A 19,540-nucleotide genomic window follows, 5' to 3' on the forward strand; every position below is an offset into this window, starting at 1 on the left:
TCGCTTGCGCACCGTAATCATCCGACGCCGTACGGGAGTTGGGCAACGAATCCCGGAACGATCACACGTTCGTGGGAACAACCGCTCCCACGTTCGCCTGTTCGTCGCGGCGGACCAGGGCGGCGTACCGGCCGTCCTGCGCCATCAGCTCCTCGTGCGTGCCGCTCTCCGCGATCCGGCCCGCGTCCAGGACGACGATCCGGTCGGCGTCGCGGACGGTGGAGAGGCGGTGGGCGATGGTGATCGTGGTGCGGCCGGCGGACAGGGCGTCGATCGCCCGCTGCACGGCGTGCTCGGTGCGGGTGTCGAGGGCGCTGGTGGCCTCGTCGAGGATGAGCACCGGCGGGTCGCGCAGGATGGTGCGGGCGATGGCGAGGCGCTGCTTCTCGCCGCCGGAGAAGCGGTGGCCGCGCTCGCCGACCAGGGTGTCGTACCCGTCGGGCAGGGACGCGATGTGGTCGTGGATCTGGGCGGCCCTGGCCGCGGCCTCGATCTCCGCCGGGGTGGCGTCGGGCTTGGCGAAGCGCAGGTTGTCCGCGACGGAGGCGTGGAAGAGGTACGTCTCCTGGGAGACGACGCCGATCGCGGCGGCGAGGGTGTCGAAGCCCAGGTCGCGGACGTCGACGCCGTCCAGGGTGACCCGGCCGCCGGTCACGTCGTACAGCCGGGGCACCAGGTGGCTGAGCGTGGACTTGCCGGAGCCGGTGGGGCCGACGACGGCGAGGCTGCCGCCCGCGGGCACGGTGAGGTCGATCCCGTCGAGGGTGGGCCGGCCCCCGCCCTCGGGGTCGTAGCGGAAGGTGACCCGCTCGAAGCCGATCTCGCCGCGGACCGGGCCGAGGCGGACGGGCTCCGCGGGCTCGGTGACGTCCACCGGGAGGTCGAGGTACTCGAAGATCCGCTGGAAGAGCGCGAGCGAGGTCTGCATCTGGACGCCGGTGGAGAGCAGGCTCACGGTCGGCCGGAAGAGGCCCTGCTGGAGCGAGACGAAGGCGACCAGGGTGCCGAGCGAGATCGCGCCGCCGCCGGCCTGCATCGCGACGCCGGCCGCCCAGTACAGCAGGGCGGGCATGGCGGCCATGACGATGCCGATGACGGACATCCGCCAGCGTCCGGCCATGGAGGAGCGCACCTCCAGGTCGACGAGGCGCTCGGACTCCCGGGAGAAGGAGGCGGTCAGCGAGTCGGCGCGGCCCATGGTGCGGCCGAGCAGGATGCCGCTGACGGAGAGGGACTCGGTGACGGTCGCCGCCATGGCGGCCATCTGCTTCTGGCGCTGGGTGGTGATCCGCTTCCGCTCGCCGCCGACCCGCCGGCTGATCCAGACGAAGACGGGGAGCAGGAGGAGCGAGAAGAGGGTGAGCCGCCAGTCGAGGGCGAGCATGGCGACCACCGTCGCGACGGCGGCGGTGAGGTTGGAGACCAGGGAGGTGGCCGTGGAGGTGACGGTCGCCTGCATGCCGCCGATGTCGTTGGCGATGCGGGACTGGACCTCGCCGGTCCTCGTCCGGGTGAAGAAGGCCAGCGACATCTGCTGGAGCCGGCCGTAGACGGCGGTGCGCAGGTCGTGCATGACGCGCTGGCCGACCGTGGTGGAGATCAGGGTCTGGAGCACGCCGAAGACGCCGGTCAGCACGGCGGTGGCGATCATGCCGAGGGCGAGCAGGGCGAGCAGCCCGGTGCGCCCCTCGGGGATCGCGGTGTCGAGGATCTCCCGGAGGAGGAACGGGGAGGCGACCGAGACCAGCGAGGCGGCGGCGACCAGGAGGCCGACCAGCGCGAGGCGGCCGCGGTAGGGACGGAAGAGGCCGAGGATGCGCCGCAGCTGGGCGGGCTCCTTCGGCTGCGCGGGATCGCGCGGCGGGGGCGTCCAGGTGGACTCGTCGTGGGGACGCATGGGCTCCTTCGCGAGGTGCGGGGCGGGGTGGGACGGGCCGGCTCTGTGGATCGGGCCGGGCTCGCGACGCCCGGCCCGATCCACAGAGCCGGCCCGGAGCGTACGGAATCGGACTGTAACTCATTCTTACCTATGTTCACAATGAGCATGGTCCTGATAATGTTCCCGCATGAACTCCCCCGCCGTGAGCACCCCCGACCCCGACGGGCTCCTCGCCGAACAGCTGCTCCGGCTCACCCGCCGGCTCCACCGCATCCAGAAGCGCCACCTGGAGCCGGTCGGCATCACCCCGGCCCAGTCCCGGCTGCTGCGCGTGGTCGCGCACTACGGCGACGCCCCGCCCCGGATGGCCGACCTCGCCGCCCGCCTGGAGGTCGTCCCGCGCGCGGTGACCAGCCTCGTCGACGGCCTGGAGGCCGCCGGGCGGGTGCGCCGGGTGCCCGATCCGGCCAACCGCCGGGTCATCCGGATCGAGCTCACCGACGAGGGCCGCGCCACGCTGCGGGAGCTGCGCAGCGCGCGCCGGGCGGCCGCAGAGGACATCCTGGCTCCATTGACCGTCGAACAGCGCGAGGTGCTCGGGGGCCTGCTGACCGCCCTGGCCGGGCCCGCCCCGGAGAGCGGCTGCTGACGCCGCCGGCGCCCGCGCCGAGGGGAGCCGTGCCATGCCGCTGCTGGAACCGAACCCGCGGTCCCTCCGTCCGGGCCGGAAGCGGACCCCGGCCCCGGACCGGGTCCCGGACCTCCAGGCGCGGGGCACCCCCCGGCGACTGCGGGAGGAGCTTGCGGCGCTGATCGGACCGGAGAAGGTGCTCTCCGGCATCTCCGACCTGGTGCGGTACGCCTCCGACGCCAGCCCCTACCGCTTCCTGCCGCAGGTGGTCGTGGTCGCCGAGGACGTCGACGACGTCTCCGCCGTGCTGTCCTACGCCCACGGCAAGGGCCGCGAGGTGGTCTTCCGGGCCGCCGGGACCAGCCTCAACGGCCAGGCGCAGGGCGAGGACATCCTCGTGGACGTCCGCCGCCACTGGGTGGGCGTGGAGGTCCTGGACGACGGCGCGCGGGCCCGCGTCCGCCCCGGCACCACCGTCGTCCGCGCCAACGCCGCCCTCGCCCCGTACGGCCGCGTCCTCGGCCCCGACCCGGCCAGCGCGGTCGCCTGCACCCTCGGCGGGGTCGTCGCCAACAACGCCTCCGGCATGACCGCCGGCACCACCCGGAACTCCTACCGGACCCTCTCCTCGCTCACCTTCGTCCTGCCGAGCGGGACCGTCGTCGACACCGCCGACCCGGAGGCCGACGCCGAGCTCGCGCGGGCCGAGCCCCGGCTGTGCGCGGGGCTCCTCGCGCTCAAGGCCGAGATCGAGGCCGACGCCGGACTCACGGCCCGCATCCGGGCCAAGTACGAGATCAAGAACACCAACGGCTACCGCCTCGACGCCTTCCTCGACGGCGCCACCCCGGTGGAGATCCTGCGCGGCCTGATGGTCGGCTCCCAGGGCACCCTCGGCTTCATCTCCGAGGTCGTCCTCGACACCCTCCCCCTCGACCGGCTGGTCTCCACCGCCCTGCTCTTCTTCCCCGGCCTGCCCGCCGCCGCCGCGGCCGTGCCCCGCTTCAACGAGGCCGGGGCGCTCGCCGTCGAGCTCATGGACGGCAACACGCTGCGGGCCTCGGTGAGCGTCCCCGGCGTCCCCGCCGACTGGGCGGAGCTGCCCCGGGACACCACGGCGCTGCTCGTCGAGTTCCGGGCCCCCGACGAGGCGGCCCTGGCCGGGTACGAGGCGGCGGCGGGCGCGGTCCTCGCCGGGCTCGACCTGGTCGCCCCGGTGCCCTCCGTCGCCAACGCCTTCACCCGCGACGCGGGCACCGTCGCCGGCTACTGGAAGGCCCGCAAGGCGTTCGTGACGGCCGTCGGCGGCTCCCGCCCCTCCGGCACGACCCTGATCACGGAGGACTTCGCGGTCCCCCCGTCCCGGCTCGCCGAGGCCTGCGCCGAACTCCTCGACCTCCAGGCCCGGCACGGCTTCGACGCGGCCGTCGCCGGCCACGCCGCCCACGGCAACCTGCACTTCCTGCTCGCCTTCGACGCCGCCGACCCCTCCGACGTGGGGCGCTACGCCGCCTTCATGGACGACTTCTGCAAGCTCACCGTCGAACGCTTCGACGGCTCCCTGAAGGCCGAGCACGCCACCGGCCGCAACATCGCCCCCTTCCTGGAGCTGGAGTGGGGGCCGAAGGCGACCGAGCTGATGTGGCGGACCAAGGAGCTCGTCGACCCCGACGGGATCCTCGCCCCCCGGATCGTCCTCGACCGCGATCCCCAGGCCCACCTGCGGGGACTGAAGACCATCCCGTCCGTGGAGCGGATCGCCGACCCGTGCATCGAGTGCGGCTTCTGCGAACCGACCTGCCCCAGCCACGACCTGACGACCACCCCGCGCCAGCGGATCGTGCTGCGCCGGGAGATGCTGCGGCAGGCCGACGGCTCCCCCGTCGAGCTGCGGCTCCTGGAGGCGTACGGCTACGACGCCGTCGACACCTGCGCGGGCGACTCCACCTGCAAGCTGGCCTGCCCCGTCGGCATCGACACCGGCGCGCTGATGAAGGACTTCCGGCACCGGCGGCACTCCCCGCGCGAGGAGCGGACCGCCGCCCTCGCCGCACGGCACTTCCGGACCGTGGAGGCGTCGGCGCGGCTCGCCGTGGGCGTCGCCGACAAGCTGGGCGACGGCTTCCTGGAGCGGGCCACCGGCCTCGCCCGCAAGGCCGTCCGGCCCGACCTCGTCCCGGAGTGGCTGCCCGAGATCCCCGGCGCGGCACCCCGGCGGCTGCCCCGCACCCACCGCCCGGCGGCCGTCGCCGTCTACTACCCGGCGTGCGTCAACCGCATCTTCGGCAATCCCGACGGGACGCCGGGCCCCTCCCTCCCGCAGGCCGTCGTCGCCGTCTCCGCGCGGGCCGGGCGGCCCGTGTGGATCCCCGACGACGTGGCCGGCACCTGCTGCGCCACCATCTGGCACTCCAAGGGGTACGCGGAGGGCAACGAGCTGATGGCCAACCGGATCGTCGAGGCCGCCTGGGGCTGGACCGCCGGCGGCCGGCTCCCGCTGGTCGTGGACGCCTCCTCGTGCACCCTCGGCATCGCGCAGGAGGTCGTGCCGTACCTCACCGAGGACAACCGCGCCCTCCACGCCGAACTGACCGTGCTGGACTCCCTGGTGTGGGCGGCCGACACGCTCCTCCCCCGCCTGGAGGCCCGCCGGAAGGAGGGCTCGGCGGTGGTGCACCCCACCTGCTCCATGCGGCACCTCGGCGACACCGGCCACCTCACCGCCGTCGCGGAGTTCTGCGCCGAGGAGGTCGTCGTGCCGGCCGACGCCGGCTGCTGCGCCTTCGCCGGCGACCGGGGCATGCTCCACCCGGAGCTGACGGCCTCGGCGACGGCCCGCGAGGCCGCCGAGGTCACCGCCCGTCCCTTCGACGCGCACCTCTCCGCCAACCGGATGTGCGAGATCGGCATGGACCGCGCCACCGGCCGTGGTTACCGGTCGGCGCTGCTCGCGCTGGAGCGGGCGACCCGCCCCTGACGGCGGGGCGGCCGGGGCGACGGCCGGAAAATCCGTTGCCTCCGGCCCGGACGGAGGGCGAACCTGGCGGGGGTCCCGGGCACCGGGGCCCCCGCCCCGGGGTCCCACGAGGGACCTCCGCCGACGCACGCCCGCGTGCCCGGCCCCACCCCCGTCCGCCCCCGAGCACCCCTGGGGACGTCATGCAGATCAGTCAACTCCCCTACGCAGACCCGGGGGTGCCCGACGTCCGCTCGGGCACCCGGTTCCTGGTCTGGCTCGGACGGATGCAGCTCGGCGGGCAGGTGCGGTCACTGCTGTGGGGACTGCTGCTCCAGTTGTCCATCGCGGGACTCCCCGTCGGCGTCGGCCTCGCCGTGCAGGCCGTCGTGGACCGCGACGGCGGCGGACTCGCGCTCGGCTGCGGGGTGGTCGCGGCGCTCGGCTGCGGCATCGCCGTCGGCGACACGATGCTGCACCGCACCGCCGTCACCAACTGGATCACCGCCGCCGCGCGGGTCCAGCAGCTCCTGGCCCGGCGGACCGCCGAGCTCGGCTCGCTGCTGACCCGGCGGGTCGCGGCCGGCGAGGTCGTCGCCGTGTCCACCGGCGACGTCGAGAAGATCGGCTGGTTCGTGGAGGCGTTCTCCCGCTTCGCCGCCGCCGTCCTCACCCTCCTGGCCGTCTGCGTCGGCCTCGTCGTGTACGAACCGGCCCTCGGCGTCGTCGTCGCCGTCGGCGTCCCCGCCCTCGCCCTCGCCGCGCTGCCGCTGCTGCCCCGGGCGACCCGCCGGGCCGACACGCAGCGCGAGAAGGCCGGCAAGGCCACCGAACTCGCCTCCGACACGGTCGCCGGACTGCGCGTGCTGCGCGGCATCGGCGGCGAGGAGCTGTTCCTCGGCCGCTACCGGGCCGCCTCCCAGGAGGTCCGCAGGGCCGCCGTGCGCAGCGCCCGCATGTGGGCGCTGATCGCCGCCGTCCAGGTGCTGCTGCCCGGCCTGCTGCTCATCGCCGTGGTGGCGTACGGGGCGGGTCTGGTGCTCGACGGGCGGATCACGGTCGGCGCGCTGGTCACCGTCTACGGCGCGGTCGCCCTCACCCATCACCCCCTGCGGAACGTGGAAGAGATCGCCATGGCGTACGCCTTCTCCCGGCCGTCCGCGAGGCGCGCGGCCCGGGTCCTGGCCCTGGCCCGGGTCACCGGACCGGCCGCGGACGCCGGCGACCGGAAGGCGTCCGGCGACCTGTACGACCCGCTGACCGGCCTCATCGCCCCCGCCGGGCTGCTCACCGCCGTGGTGTGCGGCGACCCGGACGCGGCCGGCCGGCTCGCGGACCGGCTCGGCGGGCACCCGGCCGAGCCCGGCGACGACCACGTGTCCGTGCGCCTCGGCGGGGTGCCCCTCGACGAGCTGTCGCTGGACGCGGCCAGGACCGCCGTCCTCGTCCAGGACAAGGAGCCGGTGCTGCTGTCCGGCACCCTCCGCGAACTGCTCGACGTGCCCGCGTCCGGTGCGGTCCGCCCGGAGGACGCGCTCTCCGCCGCCCAGTGCGGCGACGTCCTCGACGCGCTCGCCCAGGCGTCCGTGGACGGCGACGGCGACCCGATGCGGACCCGGATCACCGAGCGGGGCCGCTCGCTCTCCGGCGGCCAGCGCCAGCGCCTCGCCCTCGCCCGGTCCCTGGTGACCGACCCGGAGGTGCTCGTCCTCGACGAGCCGACCTCTGCGGTCGACTCGCACACCGAGTCCCGGGTGGCGGCCGGCGTCCGCAAGCTCCGCGCGGGCGCCACCACCGTGGTGCTGGCCTCGTCGCCGCTGCTCCTGGACCTGGCGGACCGGGTGGTCCTGGTCCACGAGGGCCGGGCCGTCGCCCACGGCACCCACCGGGAGCTGCTGGCCGGCGAACCCCGCTACCGGGCGGTCGTCACCCGGGAGACCGACGACGAACCGGCCGCCGTGACGGCCGGAACCGAAGCCCTGGAAGGGGAGACCGCATGATCGGCCTGGCGCCGCCCGCGTACGACCCGGCGGCCCCCACGACCGCCACCACCCTGCCCGTCGCCGCCGGCGCGACCGTCCGGGCCTACGTCCGCGAGCTGCTGCGCCGGCACCGCGGGGCCTTCGCGCTGCTCGTCGGCGTGAACGCGGTCGCGGTCACCGCGTCCATGGTGGGGCCGTACGTCCTCGGGCAGGTGGTGGACCGGCTGGCCGCCGGGGCCCGGGAGCTCCGGCTCGGCGAGGCGGTCGCGCTGTTCGCGGTCGCGCTCGCGGTGCAGACCTTCTTCGTGCGCCTCGTCCGGCTGCGCGGGGCGATGCTCGGCGAGGAGATGCTCGCCGACCTCCGGGAGGACTTCCTGGTCCGCGCCGTCGGCCTGCCGCCGGGCGTCCTGGAGCGGGCCGGCACCGGCGACCTGCTGTCCCGCATCACCACCGACGTCGACCGGCTGGCCAACGCCATGCGGGAGGCCGTGCCGCAGCTCGTCATCGGCGTGGTGTGGGCGGGGCTGCTGGTCGGCGGACTCGCCCTCACGGCCCCGCCGCTCGCGCTCGCCGTGGTGATCGCCGCGCCGCTGCTGATCGCGGGCTGCCGCTGGTACTTCAGGCGGGCGCCCGCCGCGTACCGCTCCGAGGCCGCCGGGTACGCGGCGGTCGCGGCCGCGCTCGCCGAGACCGTCGACGCGGGCCGCACCGTCGAGGCGCACCGCCTCGGCGCGCGCCGGGTGGCGCTCTCGGACCGGCGGATCCAGGAGTGGACGCGGTGGGAGCGGTACACCCTCTTCCTGCGGGCCGTGCTCTTCCCGATCGTCAACCTGACCCACACGGCGGTGCTGTGCGGGGTCCTCGCCATCGGCGGCTTCTGCGTCCTCCGCGGCTGGATGGACGTCGGGCAGCTGACCACCGGCGCGCTGCTCGCGCAGATGCTGGTGGACCCGATCGGGATCGTGCTGCGCTGGTACGACGAGCTCCAGGTGGCGCAGGTGTCGCTGGCCCGGCTGGTGGGGGTGCGGGACATCGAGCCGGAGCCGGGCGACGCGTCGGTGCGGCCCGCGGGCCGGTCGGTCGCGGCGGACGACGTGCGCTTCGGCTACCGGGAGGGCGTGGACGTGCTGCACGGGGTGTCCCTGGCGGTGGCGCCGGGCACCCGGCTCGCGCTGGTCGGCCCGTCCGGGGCCGGCAAGTCGACGCTGGGCCGGCTCCTCGCGGGCATCTACGGTCCGCGCTCCGGGGCGGTCACGCTGGGCGGGGCCGAGCTGGCCCGGATGCCGGCCGAGCGGGTCCGCGAGCACGTGGCGCTCGTCAACCAGGAGCACCACGTCTTCGTCGGCACGCTCCGGGACAACCTGCTGCTGGCCCGGCCCGGGGCCGGGGACCCGGAGCTGTGGACGGCGCTGGCGGCGGTGGACGCGGAGGGCTGGGCGCGGGGCCTCGACGCGGGCCTGGACACCGAGGTCGGCTCGGGCGGCCGGACGCTGACCCCGGCGCAGGCGCAGCAGGTCGCGCTGGCCCGGCTGGTCCTGGCCGATCCGCACACGCTGGTCCTCGACGAGGCGACCTCGCTGCTCGACCCGCGCGCGGCCCGTCATCTGGAGCGCTCGCTCGGGCGGGTCCTGGACGGGCGGACGGTCGTGGCGATCGCCCACCGGCTGCACACCGCCCACGACGCCGACCTGATCGCGGTCGTCGAGGACGGCCGGATCAGCGAGCTGGGCCGTCACGACGACCTGGTCGCGGCGGGCGGCGCGTACGCGGCGCTGTGGCGGTCCTGGCACGGCTGAGCCGGGCCGGGAGCCGAGCGGCGTGACCCGCGCGTCGGCGCGCGGGTCACGCCCCCCGGGCGGAGGTCAGACGCCCGCGATCGACTGGATCCAGGACCGGTAGGCCGTCACGTTGGTGTACGCGGTGGTCGTCTGGCGGTCGCTGGTGGAGGCGACGCCGACCTGGACGCCGTTCGCCATCATCGGGCCGCCGGAGTCCCCGCCCGCGGTGATGCCGTCGCCGCGGCGGGCGCAGATCGCCGAGCCGCCGTACGCGTCGCGGCAGCCGCTGGTGACCGTCACGTTGGCGACCTTCAGGTAGCGGGACTGGCAGGTGGCCTCGGAGCCGCACTGGGAGGTGGCGCCCCAGCCGTAGACCTGGACGTTCTGTCCGACGGTCACGGGGCCGGGCTGGCCGAGGCGGGCGTAGGTCGCGCTAACGGAGCGGTCCAGGCGGACCAGCGCGAGGTCGGAGCTGTGGGTGTAGGTCTGGACGCCGTTGGCGACGGTGCCGCCGCTGTGCTGGTCCAGGCTGCCGATCCGGAAGGAGAGGCCGCCCCCGGTGACGCAGTGCTTGGCCGTCAGGATCCAGGTGGGGGCGATGATCGTGGCCGTACAGGTCTCCCTGCCGTTGGAGAAGAGCCGGGCAGCCCAGGGGCCGCTCTGGGCGTAGCCTCCGCCGATGATGGGCTGGACGGCGGCGGTGCGGGCGGGCGCCTGCTCCGAAGCGGTGGCGGTGGGTGCGAAGAGGGCGAGCAGGGAGAGCGCGGCGGTGGCGGCCGACGCCCATACGCGGTGCGTGCGCAAGGTTCCTCGTCTCCGACGGCGCGCGGAAGCGCCGCCCGTGGGGGGAGTGGGTGGAACCAGGGTCGTCACGCGCGGGGGCCGGGGGTAATCCCGTTCGGCCATAACGCCGCGTTATACCCGCGCGCCGGCCCGTGTCAGAGGAAGCCGAGCGCCGAGGCGCCGCCCACCCCGCCGAGGACCATGAAGGCCGGCATGAGGACCTTCAGCTCGACCCAGCTGCCGGCCCGGAAGCGCATCCCCCTGGGCGGGCCGATCGGGTACCAGCGCTTGCGGCCGATGGGGATCGGCCACAGGATCGGGCAGCCGGAGACGGTGAGCGCGTCGCCGACGTCGTGGACGAGGGCGCCGAGGACGATCGGCAGGCCCAGCCACAGGTACTCCTGGCCGGGGCCGGTGAAGAGCCAGTCGGAGCCGTTGCCCGGCTGGTCGAGGACGCCCGCGAGGATCCAGGCGCTGGTCGCGCCCAGCAGCCACACCAGGACGTCGCTGGACATCCGGGCGGCCCGCCACAGCAGGCCCTCGACGGCGAGGACGAGGTGGACGAAGAGGATCGCGAGGACGGCCCAGCGGCCGCCGGTGACGGCGGCGACCGAGCAGCCGCCGCCGATGAGGACGGCCCACAGCCAGGTGTGGGTGAGGGTGCGGTGGCCGCCGGAGCGGCGCGGGTCCTGGGGGCTGCGGGTCGCCTTGTAGACGGCGTACGAGAGCTTGTCGACGATCTCGCACAGGCCCCGGGAGACGGGGCCGAAGGCGCGCGAGATGGTCGCCGACCTGTGGTCCAGGTCGGGGGCGAGGGCGGCGCCCGCGCACAGCAGGGCCCCCACGAGGAGCACCGGCCAGGGCATCGGGTGGTCGGAGGCGGCGGCGGCCGCTCCCACGCCGAGCCAGGCCGCCGCGCCGGACAGCGAGTGCGCCGGTCCCATCATGGTCGGTGTCGCCCCGTTTCTCCCCTGCCGGCGCCGTGTTGACGGCCGGTCGACGGAGCAGCCTATCGGGCGTGATCATCCCGTTCGACGGCCGGTTCCCTCATCCGGGCGGAATGCAGGCAAGATGGGAGCGTGACCCTTATCGATCAGCTGCCGCCGACCGCCGACCCCGACGCCCTCTTCGAGGCCTTCTCCGCCTGGGCCGAGGAGCGCGGCATCACGCTCTACCCGGCGCAGGAGGAGGCGCTGATCGAGGTGGTCTCGGGGGCGAACGTCATCCTGTCGACCCCCACGGGGTCCGGGAAGTCGCTGGTGGCGGCCGGGGCGCACTTCACCGCGCTCGCCAACGACCAGGTCACCTTCTACACGGCGCCGATCAAGGCGCTGGTGTCGGAGAAGTTCTTCGACCTGTGCAAGCTCTTCGGCACCGAGAACGTCGGCATGCTGACCGGCGACGCCTCCGTGAACGCGGACGCGCCCGTCATCTGCTGTACGGCCGAGGTGCTGGCCTCGATCGCGCTGCGCGACGGCAAGGACGCCGACATCGGCCAGGTCGTCATGGACGAGTTCCACTTCTACGCCGAGGCGGACCGGGGGTGGGCCTGGCAGATCCCGCTGCTCGAACTCCCCCAGGCGCAGTTCGTCCTGATGTCGGCGACGCTCGGCGACGTGTCGATGTTCGAGAAGGACCTCACCCGGCGCACCGGTCGGCCCACCTCGGTGGTCCGTTCGGCGACCCGGCCGGTGCCGCTCTCCTACGAGTACCGGCTGACGCCCATCACCGACACCCTGACCGAGCTCCTGGAGACCAAGCAGGCGCCGGTCTACATCGTGCACTTCACGCAGGCGCAGGCCGTCGAGCGGGCGCAGTCGCTGATGAGCATCAACATGTGCACGCGCGAGGAGAAGGACCGGATCGCCGAGCTGATCGGCAACTTCCGCTTCACCACCAAGTTCGGCCAGAACCTCTCCCGTTACGTGCGGCACGGCATCGGCGTGCACCACGCGGGCATGCTGCCGAAGTACCGGCGCCTCGTGGAGAAGCTGGCCCAGGCGGGCCTGCTGAAGGTGATCTGCGGCACCGACACCCTCGGCGTGGGTGTGAACGTGCCCATCCGCACGGTGCTGTTCACGGCGCTGACGAAGTACGACGGCAACCGGGTGCGGACGCTGCGGGCCCGCGAGTTCCACCAGATCGCGGGCCGGGCGGGCCGGGCCGGCTTCGACACCGCCGGCTTCGTGGTGGCGCAGGCGCCCGAGCACGTCATCGAGAACGAGAAGGCGCTCGCGAAGGCGGGCGACGACCCGAAGAAGCGCCGCAAGGTGGTCCGCAAGAAGGCCCCCGAGGGCTTCGTCGCCTGGAGCGACACCACCTTCGAGCGGCTCCAGACCGCCGAGCCGGAGCCGCTGACCTCCCGCTTCAAGGTCACCAACATCATGCTGCTGTCGGTGATCGCCCGTCCCGGGAACGCCTTCGAGGCGATGCGCAAGCTCCTGGAGGACAACCACGAGCCGCGCAAGGCGCAGCTGCGGCACATCCGGCGGGCCATCGCGATCTACCGCTCGCTGCTCGACGGCGGCGTGGTGGAGCAGCTGGACACCCCGGACGCGGAGGGCCGCACGATCCGGCTGACCGTCGACCTCCAGCAGGACTTCGCGCTGAACCAGCCGCTGTCGACGTTCGCGCTGGCCGCCTTCGACCTGCTCGACCCGGAATCCCCCTCGTACGCCCTGGACATGGTCTCCGTCGTCGAGTCGACGCTGGACGACCCGCGCCAGATCCTCGCCGCCATGCAGAACAAGGCGCGCGGGGAGGCCGTCGGGCAGATGAAGGCGGACGGCGTGGAGTACGAGGAGCGGATGGAGCGGCTCCAGGACGTCTCGTACCCGAAGCCGCTGGAGGAGCTGCTCTGGCACGCGTACAACGTGTACCGGAAGTCGCACCCGTGGGTCGGCGACCACCCGGTGTCCCCGAAGTCGGTCATCCGTGACATGTACGAACGGGCCATGACCTTCACGGAGTTCACCTCCCACTACGAGCTGGCGCGCACCGAGGGCATCGTGCTGCGGTACCTGGCGAGCGCGTACAAGGCGCTCGACCACACCATCCCGGACGACCTGAAGACGGACGACCTGGAGGACCTGATCGCCTGGCTGGGCGAGATGGTGCGCCAGGTGGACTCCTCGCTGCTGGACGAGTGGGAGCAGCTGGCCAATCCGGAGGTCCAGACGGCGGAGGAGGCGCAGGAGAAGGCCGACCAGGTCAAGCCGGTCACGGCGAACGCCCGCGCCTTCCGGGTCCTGGTGCGCAACGCGATGTTCCGCCGGGTGGAGCTCGCGGCGCTCGACAAGGTCGGGGAGCTGGGCGAGATGGACGCCGAGTCCGGCTGGGACGCGGACGCGTGGGGCGAGGCGATGGACGCGTACTGGGACGAGTACGACGACCTGGGCACCGGGCCGGACGCGCGCGGCCCGAAGCTCCTCGCGATCGAGGAGGACGCGGCGCACGGCCTGTGGCGCGTCCGGCAGACCTTCGCCGACCCCAACGGCGACCATGACTGGGGCATCGGCGCGGAGGTGGATCTCGCCGCCTCCGACGAGGAGGGGCGGGCGGTCGTCCGCGTGACGTCGGTCGGACAGCTGTAGAGGAGAGTTCAGTCGTGACGAATCCCGCCGAGAGGCTCGTCGACCTGCTCGACCTGGAGCGGATCGAGGTGAACATCTTCCGGGGCCGCAGCCCGCAGGAGTCGCTCCAGCGGGTCTTCGGCGGGCAGGTCGCCGGGCAGGCCCTGGTGGCGGCCGGGCGGACCGTGGACGCGGACCGGCCGGTGCACTCGCTGCACGCCTACTTCCTGCGGCCCGGCCGGCCGGGCGTGCCGATCGTCTACCAGGTGGAGCGGGTCCGGGACGGCCGGACGTTCACGACCCGCCGGGTCACGGCGGTCCAGGAGGGGCGGACGATCTTCAATCTGACGGCCTCCTTCCACCTGCCGGAGGAGGGCGCCTTCGCGCACCAGCTGCCGCCGAGGCACCTGGTGGACCCGGAGAGCCTGCCGAAGCTGGCGGACGAGGTCCGCGACCACCTCGGCGGGCTTCCGGAGCCGATGGAGCGGATGGCGCGGCGGATGCCCTTCGACATCCGCTACGTCGACCGGCTGCGGTGGACGAAGGAGGAGGTGAAGGACGCCGACCCGCGCAGCGCGGTGTGGATGCGGGCGGTCGGGCCGCTGGGCGACGACCCGCTGGTGCACACCTGCGCGGTGACCTACGCCTCCGACATGACCCTCCTGGACGCGGTGCGGATCCCCGTCGAACCGCTGTGGGGCCCGCGCTCCTTCGACATGGCCTCGCTGGACCACGCGATGTGGTTCCACCGACCGTTCCGGGCCGACGAGTGGTTCCTGTACGAGCAGGAGTCCCCGGTCGCGGCCGGCGGCCGGGGACTGGCCCGGGGCCGGATCTACGACCGGGAGGGCCGGATGCTCGTCTCGGTGGTCCAGGAGGGCCTGTTCAGGAAGTTGTGACGGCCGCCCGGGTCACTCGTACTCGGTGCCGCCCTTGCGGGTGAGGTAGGCCGGGCTGACCGCCTTGGCGACGGCCCGGCCGCCGGTGACCGGGCTGTACCGCTCCACGGCCGGGCGGACGACGACGCCCTCCCGGAGGTGGGCGGAGCGCCCGGAGACGGTCTCGGCGCCGCTCGCGTGGGCGAGGACGGTGCCGAGGTCGTAGGGACCCTCGTACAGGCGCGGTACGAGGGGGACCTCGTCCGGGTCGAGGACGGCCGCCGGATCGAGCCAGCGGACCTCTCCGCCGATCTCGGCGGAGACGTCGAACAGCGCGTAGCCGATCGCCTCGCGGCGGGCGTCCGCGCCGTACGCCAGGTCCTGGACGCCGGAGCCGTACACCTCGCCGAAGAGGCCGACCCGGGTCGCGCCGAGGCGAGCGGCGAGCCGCGCGGCGACGGCGGGCAGCCCGTGGGCGTGGACGGCCCGCCAGTACAGGTTGCGCGGGTCCTCCTTGAGGGCGAGGCCCTTGGCGCCGAAGCCCTTGGAGGACACGTGCGTCCGGCCGCCGTCGGCGACGTGGGTGAGCAGGCAGGCCGTGCCGTGGACCTTCTCGGTGAGGACGACCGGCTCGCCGGGCTCGAAGACGTCCGGGTAGCGGTGCAGGTTCTCGATGTCGACCCAGGGCAGCAGCTCGGGCGCCGCCTCCACGTCCCCGCTCATGGTGGGCGGGACCGGCGGCACCCACTTGGTGATGCCGAGCGCCTCCGCGAAGTCGGTGCCCTCGGCGGCGGCCCGGTCGAGGTCGGTCCCGGCGAGCGCGCCCGGCCGGCAGACGATCCCCTGCGACAGCTCCCCGCGCAGCCGCACCGCCTTCACCCGGTCCGACGCCTTCCCCGCGAGCCGCCCGGTCAGCCCCAGCTCGGCGACGAGCGCGGCGGGCAGCACGGCCTGCTCCGGGATGTAGACGGCGGTGTCACCGGTCCGGTAGGCGCCCTTGGCGACGACGGCCCGGTAGAGGCCGACCTGCGCCAGTTCGAGGGCGTCGGCGTTCGGGTGGGGATGGACGGTGAGGACTTCGGCGGTGACGCGCAGGGTGGACATGGTCAGGACTCCGGTCGCTCGGCTGGCTCGGGTTTCGCTCTCATCACGGCCCACCCTGACGGGCCGTGAAATCCCTGACCAACGCTTTTGCCGGCTGGTATCGTCGCGATCTTCGCCGGGCGCCGCCCCGGACGGAGTCCCGTCAGGACCACGCCGTGGCCTCTCCCGCGCTGACCGCCGCCCTGCACCGCGTCGACGCCGCCTTCGGCGGCACGACCGCCCCCGCCGACGGGTGCGGGCACTGCTACGGGGAGGAGCACCTGGCGCTGCTCGCGGTGCCGGACGCGCCGCTGGGGGACGACCTGCTGGGCTCGTTCCTCCACGAGGTGCCCGGCCACTTCCCCGACCATCCGGCGGTGGTCCGGCGTCTGCTGCCGGAGGTGTTCGCCCGCGTCGCGGCCGGACGGATCGACGGGATGGGCGTCCTGCCCTCCGCGCTCGGCCGGGTCGCCTGGCGGGAGTGGCCGGCCGGGCAGGCGGACGCGATCGGGGGCTTCCTCGACGTGTGGTGGCGGGAGACGCTCGCCGATCCGGCGCCGTCGCCCGGCGTGGACGCGGTGTGGCGGCTGTCCGTGGACTTCCGCCAGGAGGTCGCCCCGCTGCTCGACGCGTGGGCCGCCGCACCCCGGGGCGGCGCCGAGGACCGGCACCTGGCGGACTTCACGGCCGGCTGGATCGACGACCTGCTCGGGGATCACGTCATCGGCTGGCCGGCGGAGCGGTCGCACCTGGCCGAACTCCAGCAGTGGCTCCTCGCGCACGCCCCGGCCCGGCTCGCCGGTCACCCCGATCCGCTGCTCGCCCGGAAGGTGGCGCTGCTGGCGCTCGGCGAGGAGGAGCGGTGGGCGGCGTACGAGGAGCTGACCGCCTCAGCCGGCTGACGGCTCCAGGCCCGGCAGGGCGTCCTGCTCGACCTCGTGGCGGCGGGTGCGGATGTCGGGGGCCGGCGGGTGGAGCTTGGCGTCACAGGTGGGGCCGAGGCCGGTGCGGCGGGAGTCCGCGCCGGTCAGGGGGCGTCCGCACAGTCGGCAGCGGACGAGCCGCCGCGACGCGCCGGGGGCGGAATCGATGGCGATTGCCAGTGGTTCGTCACTCATGTTGTCATCTCACCCTAGTCTCGACGAGGAGCTCCCCCATGAGTCTGTACGACATCCCGCTGAAGAACCTGGCCGGCGACCCGGTCTCCCTGGCCGACTACCGGGACAAGGCCGTGCTGGTCGTGAACGTCGCCTCCAAGTGCGGCCTCACCCCGCAGTACGAGGGCCTGGAGCGGCTCCAGAAGACGTACGGCGAGCGCGGCCTCACCGTCGTCGGCGTGCCCTGCAACCAGTTCCTCGGGCAGGAGCCGGGGTCGGCGGAGGAGATCCGGAGCTTCTGCTCGACCACGTACGGGGTCACCTTCCCGCTCCTGGAGAAGACCGAGGTCAACGGCGACGGCCGCCACCCGCTGTACGCGGAGCTGACGCGGGTCGCGGACGCCGAGGGCGAGGCCGGTGACGTGCAGTGGAACTTCGAGAAGTTCCTGATCTCCGCCGACGGCACCGTCACCCGCTTCCGTCCGCGCACCGAGCCGGAGGCCGCCGAGGTCGTCGCCGCGATCGAGGCGCTCCTCGTCTGAGCCGGAGCGCCCCGGGCCGGTGCGGGAGCCCCCGGACCGGCCCGGGGTATGATCATCGCGTTTCGCACACGGCGACCGAAGGAGGTGGGTCCGATCCGCACCGTACAGGCAGGACGCTCCCGCTCGGCGGCCGCTCCGGCGGCCCGGTCGTAGTGGACCGGGGAGCTCCCCACGGCTTCCCGAAAGGTCTCTCCCATGCCGCTGAACCCCTCCGCCCCCCTCCGTGACACCACCGTCTCCCGGCTCCGCGCCGCCGGCTGCGTGTTCGCCGAGGACGAGGCGGAACTCCTCTTCTCCGCCGCCGACGACCCAGCCGGGCTCGACGTCCTGGTCGACCGGCGCGCCTCCGGTCTCCCCCTGGAACACGTCGTCGGCTGGGCCGAGTTCGGCGGGCTGCGGATCGCCGTGGACCCCGGCGTGTTCGTGCCCCGGCGGCGCACCGAGTTCCTCGTCGAGCGGGCCGTGGCCCTGGCCCCGGCCGGGGCGCTCTGCGTCGACCTGTGCTGCGGCTCCGGCGCGGCGGGGGCGGTGCTCCTCGCCGCCGTGCCCGGCGCCCGGGTGCACGCCGCCGACATCGAGCCGGCGGCCGTGGCGTGCGCGCGCCGCAACATCGAGCCGCGCGGCGGCCTCGTCCACGGCGGCGACCTGTTCGCGCCCCTCCCCGGCGAGCTGCGCGGCCGGGTCGAGGTGCTGATCGCCAACGTGCCGTACGTCCCCACCGACGAGGTCGGCCTGCTGCCGCCCGAGGCCCGCGAACACGAACCGCTGGTCGCGCTCGACGGCGGCCCGGACGGCCTGGGCGTGCTGCGCCGGGTGGCCGCCGAGGCGCCGGAGTGGCTCGCCCCGGGCGGCCGGCTGCTCTTCGAGACGAGCGAGCGGCAGATCCCGGCGGCGGCCGGGGCCGTCGCCGCCCACGGCCTCGCGCCGGAGGTCCTCACCTGCGAGGAGCGGTACGCGACCGTCCTCGTCGCCACCCGGACCGGCTGACGGTCAGCGGCCGAAGGTGTCGATGCCCTCGACGAGCCAGACGTCGCCCCGGCGCACCACGTCCACGGCGAACATCGCGCCCGCGTAGACGCCCTGGTCCCGCGCCGGGGCCTTGCCCTTCGCGGGCTTCTTGCCGGCGGCGGCCGGGCCCGCGGTGCTCACGCTGGTCTGGTCGGCGTAGACCAGGACCCGGGCGCGGTCGCCGTCGATCCGCTCGACCGCGCTGTCGGTGACCGTCGTCGTGATCACCGGCTTCTGCGCGGCCGCCCCCGCGAGCACCCCCGCGAACAGCGCGCGGTGCTGCTCGACGGCCTTGCCCGTGAGGAGGGTCTTCCCGGCCCGCTCGAAGGCGCCCGGGTCGGTGTGGTCGTAGGAGAAGAGCGCGGCGACCGCCGTCGCCGTCCGCGCCTTGACCTCGCTGGTGCGGGCCAGGTCGGTGAGGGCCGTGTTGGCCCGCGCGGGATCGTCGCGCAGCTCCCCCGCCCGGTGGGCCGCCCACCCGGCGAACCCTCCGAGCAGCAGCGTCAGCGCGCACAGGACGGCGAGGAGGGGGACCCGGGGCCGCCGCGCCCCGCGCGCCGCCGGGGCCTCCCCCGCCGCCCGTTCCTCCCGTTCCTCCCGCTCTTCCCGGTCCTCCCGGTCTTCTCGTACGGGCTTCGCCGCCGGTCGCCGTTCCTGCCGGGGCGCGGGCCCGGCCTCCCCGGGCGTAGCGGGGGTCCGGCCCCGGGCCTGGCGGCGGCGCTGGCGGTTGAGGTGGTGGCGGGTGGTCGTCGACATGGTGCGGTGTCCTTTCGGGTGCGGGCGGCTCTCGCGGTACGGCTCCGGTCAGCCGGCCGCCGTGCCGCCCACGGGGGCCTGCCCCAGACCGCTGAGCTTCCACTGCCCGTCGGTGCGGGTGAGCTCGCCCAGCATGCGGCTGTCCTTGTCGGTGCTCCTGCTGTCGGGCGTCGTGACGGTGATCCGCAGCGCGACGAGCAGCCGGGCCCGCCCCGCCCGGTCGTCCAGCTCCGTGACCGCGCCGGACAGCACCCGGGCCGTGGTCACCGTCTTCGCGCCCTTCACCTGGGTCGCGAACTCCTCGCGGCCCTCCACCAGCTGGTCGTGCAGCTCGCCGGTGGTGGAGGACTCCCACAGGTCGAGCCCCTGCTCCACCCGCCGGTGGTCGAGCGTGTTGAGGTTCTGCACGGCCTGCTCCCCCGCCGCGAGCGCCCGGTCGCGCTGCTCGGCGTACCCGGCGGAGTCGTCGTGGGCCGCCGCGTACCAGTCCCGGCCCGTCCAGACCGCGAAGCCGGCCGCGACGAGGGTGAACACGAGGGCCACCGCCAGGACCGGCCGGAGACCGGCCGGAGTGCGGACCGCGCGTGCCATGGGG

The 19,540-nt window shown here is 74.4% G+C and carries 16 protein-coding genes; 9 read left to right on the forward strand and 7 right to left on the reverse strand.

Annotated features, from left to right (window positions below; translation table 11 throughout):
- Positions 1-61: 61 nt before the first annotated feature.
- Positions 62-1,897 (reverse strand): ABC transporter ATP-binding protein, encoded by a 1,836-nt coding sequence (locus tag IE326_RS24870; RefSeq protein WP_150226944.1) that lies wholly within the window; start codon positions 1,895-1,897, stop codon positions 62-64.
- 184 nt (positions 1,898-2,081) lie between these two features.
- Here IE326_RS24870 and IE326_RS24875 point away from each other — a divergent pair, with 184 nt between their 5' ends.
- The 4 genes from IE326_RS24875 to IE326_RS24890 all read left to right on the forward strand — a co-directional run bounded on the left by IE326_RS24875 (position 2,082) and on the right by IE326_RS24890 (position 9,244).
- Positions 2,082-2,528: a MarR family winged helix-turn-helix transcriptional regulator gene (locus IE326_RS24875; protein ID WP_150232477.1), complete on the forward strand. Its 447-nt coding sequence runs from the start codon at positions 2,082-2,084 to the stop codon at positions 2,526-2,528.
- A 34-nt stretch (positions 2,529-2,562) separates the two neighbouring features.
- A complete protein-coding gene (locus IE326_RS24880; protein WP_150226945.1) occupies positions 2,563-5,487 on the forward strand; it encodes an FAD-binding and (Fe-S)-binding domain-containing protein in 2,925 nt (974 codons plus the stop codon).
- Positions 5,488-5,669: 182 nt separating this feature from the next.
- Positions 5,670-7,466: an ABC transporter transmembrane domain-containing protein gene (locus tag IE326_RS24885; RefSeq protein WP_190043048.1), complete on the forward strand. Its 1,797-nt coding sequence runs from the start codon at positions 5,670-5,672 to the stop codon at positions 7,464-7,466.
- Entirely contained in the window at positions 7,463-9,244 is a 1,782-nt protein-coding gene (locus IE326_RS24890) for an ABC transporter ATP-binding protein (RefSeq protein WP_190043049.1), read from the forward strand. Before IE326_RS24885 ends, IE326_RS24890 begins: the two co-directional genes overlap by 4 nt.
- Positions 9,245-9,310: 66 nt before the next feature.
- Here IE326_RS24890 and IE326_RS24895 read toward each other — a convergent pair whose 3' ends face one another.
- Together IE326_RS24895 and IE326_RS24900 are read right to left on the reverse strand one after the other, a co-directional pair.
- On the reverse strand, positions 9,311-10,030 hold the full coding sequence (locus IE326_RS24895) for a S1 family peptidase (RefSeq protein WP_190043050.1): 720 nt from the start codon (positions 10,028-10,030) through the stop codon (positions 9,311-9,313).
- 134 nt (positions 10,031-10,164) lie between these two features.
- The gene (locus IE326_RS24900) at positions 10,165-10,956 is read right to left on the reverse strand and encodes a metal-dependent hydrolase (RefSeq protein WP_150226949.1); all 792 of its coding nucleotides are present in this window, start codon (positions 10,954-10,956) and stop codon (positions 10,165-10,167) included.
- A gap of 132 nt (positions 10,957-11,088) precedes the next feature.
- On the opposite strand from IE326_RS24900, the gene IE326_RS24905 reads away from it, so the two are divergent.
- A complete protein-coding gene (locus IE326_RS24905; RefSeq protein ID WP_190043051.1) occupies positions 11,089-13,602 on the forward strand; it encodes a DEAD/DEAH box helicase in 2,514 nt (837 codons plus the stop codon).
- A 14-nt stretch (positions 13,603-13,616) separates the two neighbouring features.
- The gene (locus IE326_RS24910; protein ID WP_150226951.1) at positions 13,617-14,480 is read left to right on the forward strand and encodes an acyl-CoA thioesterase; all 864 of its coding nucleotides are present in this window, start codon (positions 13,617-13,619) and stop codon (positions 14,478-14,480) included.
- Positions 14,481-14,492: 12 nt separating this feature from the next.
- Here IE326_RS24910 and IE326_RS24915 read toward each other — a convergent pair whose 3' ends face one another.
- A complete protein-coding gene (locus IE326_RS24915) occupies positions 14,493-15,563 on the reverse strand; it encodes an RNA ligase (ATP) (RefSeq protein ID WP_150226952.1) in 1,071 nt (356 codons plus the stop codon).
- A gap of 155 nt (positions 15,564-15,718) precedes the next feature.
- Here IE326_RS24915 and IE326_RS24920 point away from each other — a divergent pair, with 155 nt between their 5' ends.
- Positions 15,719-16,444, forward strand: coding sequence for a hypothetical protein (locus IE326_RS24920; RefSeq protein ID WP_190043052.1), 726 nt, complete (start codon positions 15,719-15,721; stop codon positions 16,442-16,444).
- Here the strand turns inward: IE326_RS24920 and IE326_RS24925 are convergent.
- Positions 16,433-16,660: a DUF6011 domain-containing protein gene (locus IE326_RS24925; RefSeq protein ID WP_190043053.1), complete on the reverse strand. Its 228-nt coding sequence runs from the start codon at positions 16,658-16,660 to the stop codon at positions 16,433-16,435. The two genes, IE326_RS24920 and IE326_RS24925, sit on opposite strands and share 12 nt — an antisense overlap.
- A gap of 38 nt (positions 16,661-16,698) precedes the next feature.
- Between IE326_RS24925 and IE326_RS24930 the strand changes: the two genes are divergently transcribed.
- A complete protein-coding gene (locus tag IE326_RS24930) occupies positions 16,699-17,181 on the forward strand; it encodes a glutathione peroxidase (protein WP_190043054.1) in 483 nt (160 codons plus the stop codon).
- Between the two features lie 195 nt (positions 17,182-17,376).
- Positions 17,377-18,168 carry a putative protein N(5)-glutamine methyltransferase gene (locus IE326_RS24935; RefSeq protein ID WP_190043055.1) on the forward strand — a complete coding sequence of 264 codons (792 nt, stop codon included), beginning with the start codon at positions 17,377-17,379 and terminating at the stop codon, positions 18,166-18,168.
- Between the two features lie 3 nt (positions 18,169-18,171).
- Here IE326_RS24935 and IE326_RS24940 read toward each other — a convergent pair whose 3' ends face one another.
- Both IE326_RS24940 and IE326_RS24945 read right to left on the reverse strand, forming a co-directional pair.
- A complete protein-coding gene (locus IE326_RS24940; RefSeq protein WP_190043056.1) occupies positions 18,172-18,945 on the reverse strand; it encodes a hypothetical protein in 774 nt (257 codons plus the stop codon).
- A 48-nt stretch (positions 18,946-18,993) separates the two neighbouring features.
- Positions 18,994-19,536 carry an Rv1363c family protein gene (locus IE326_RS24945; protein WP_150226958.1) on the reverse strand — a complete coding sequence of 181 codons (543 nt, stop codon included), beginning with the start codon at positions 19,534-19,536 and terminating at the stop codon, positions 18,994-18,996.
- Between the last annotated feature and the right edge of the window lie 4 nt (positions 19,537-19,540).

Source organism: Streptomyces filamentosus, assembly GCF_014654895.1.
GTDB lineage: Bacteria > Actinomycetota > Actinomycetes > Streptomycetales > Streptomycetaceae > Streptomyces > Streptomyces filamentosus.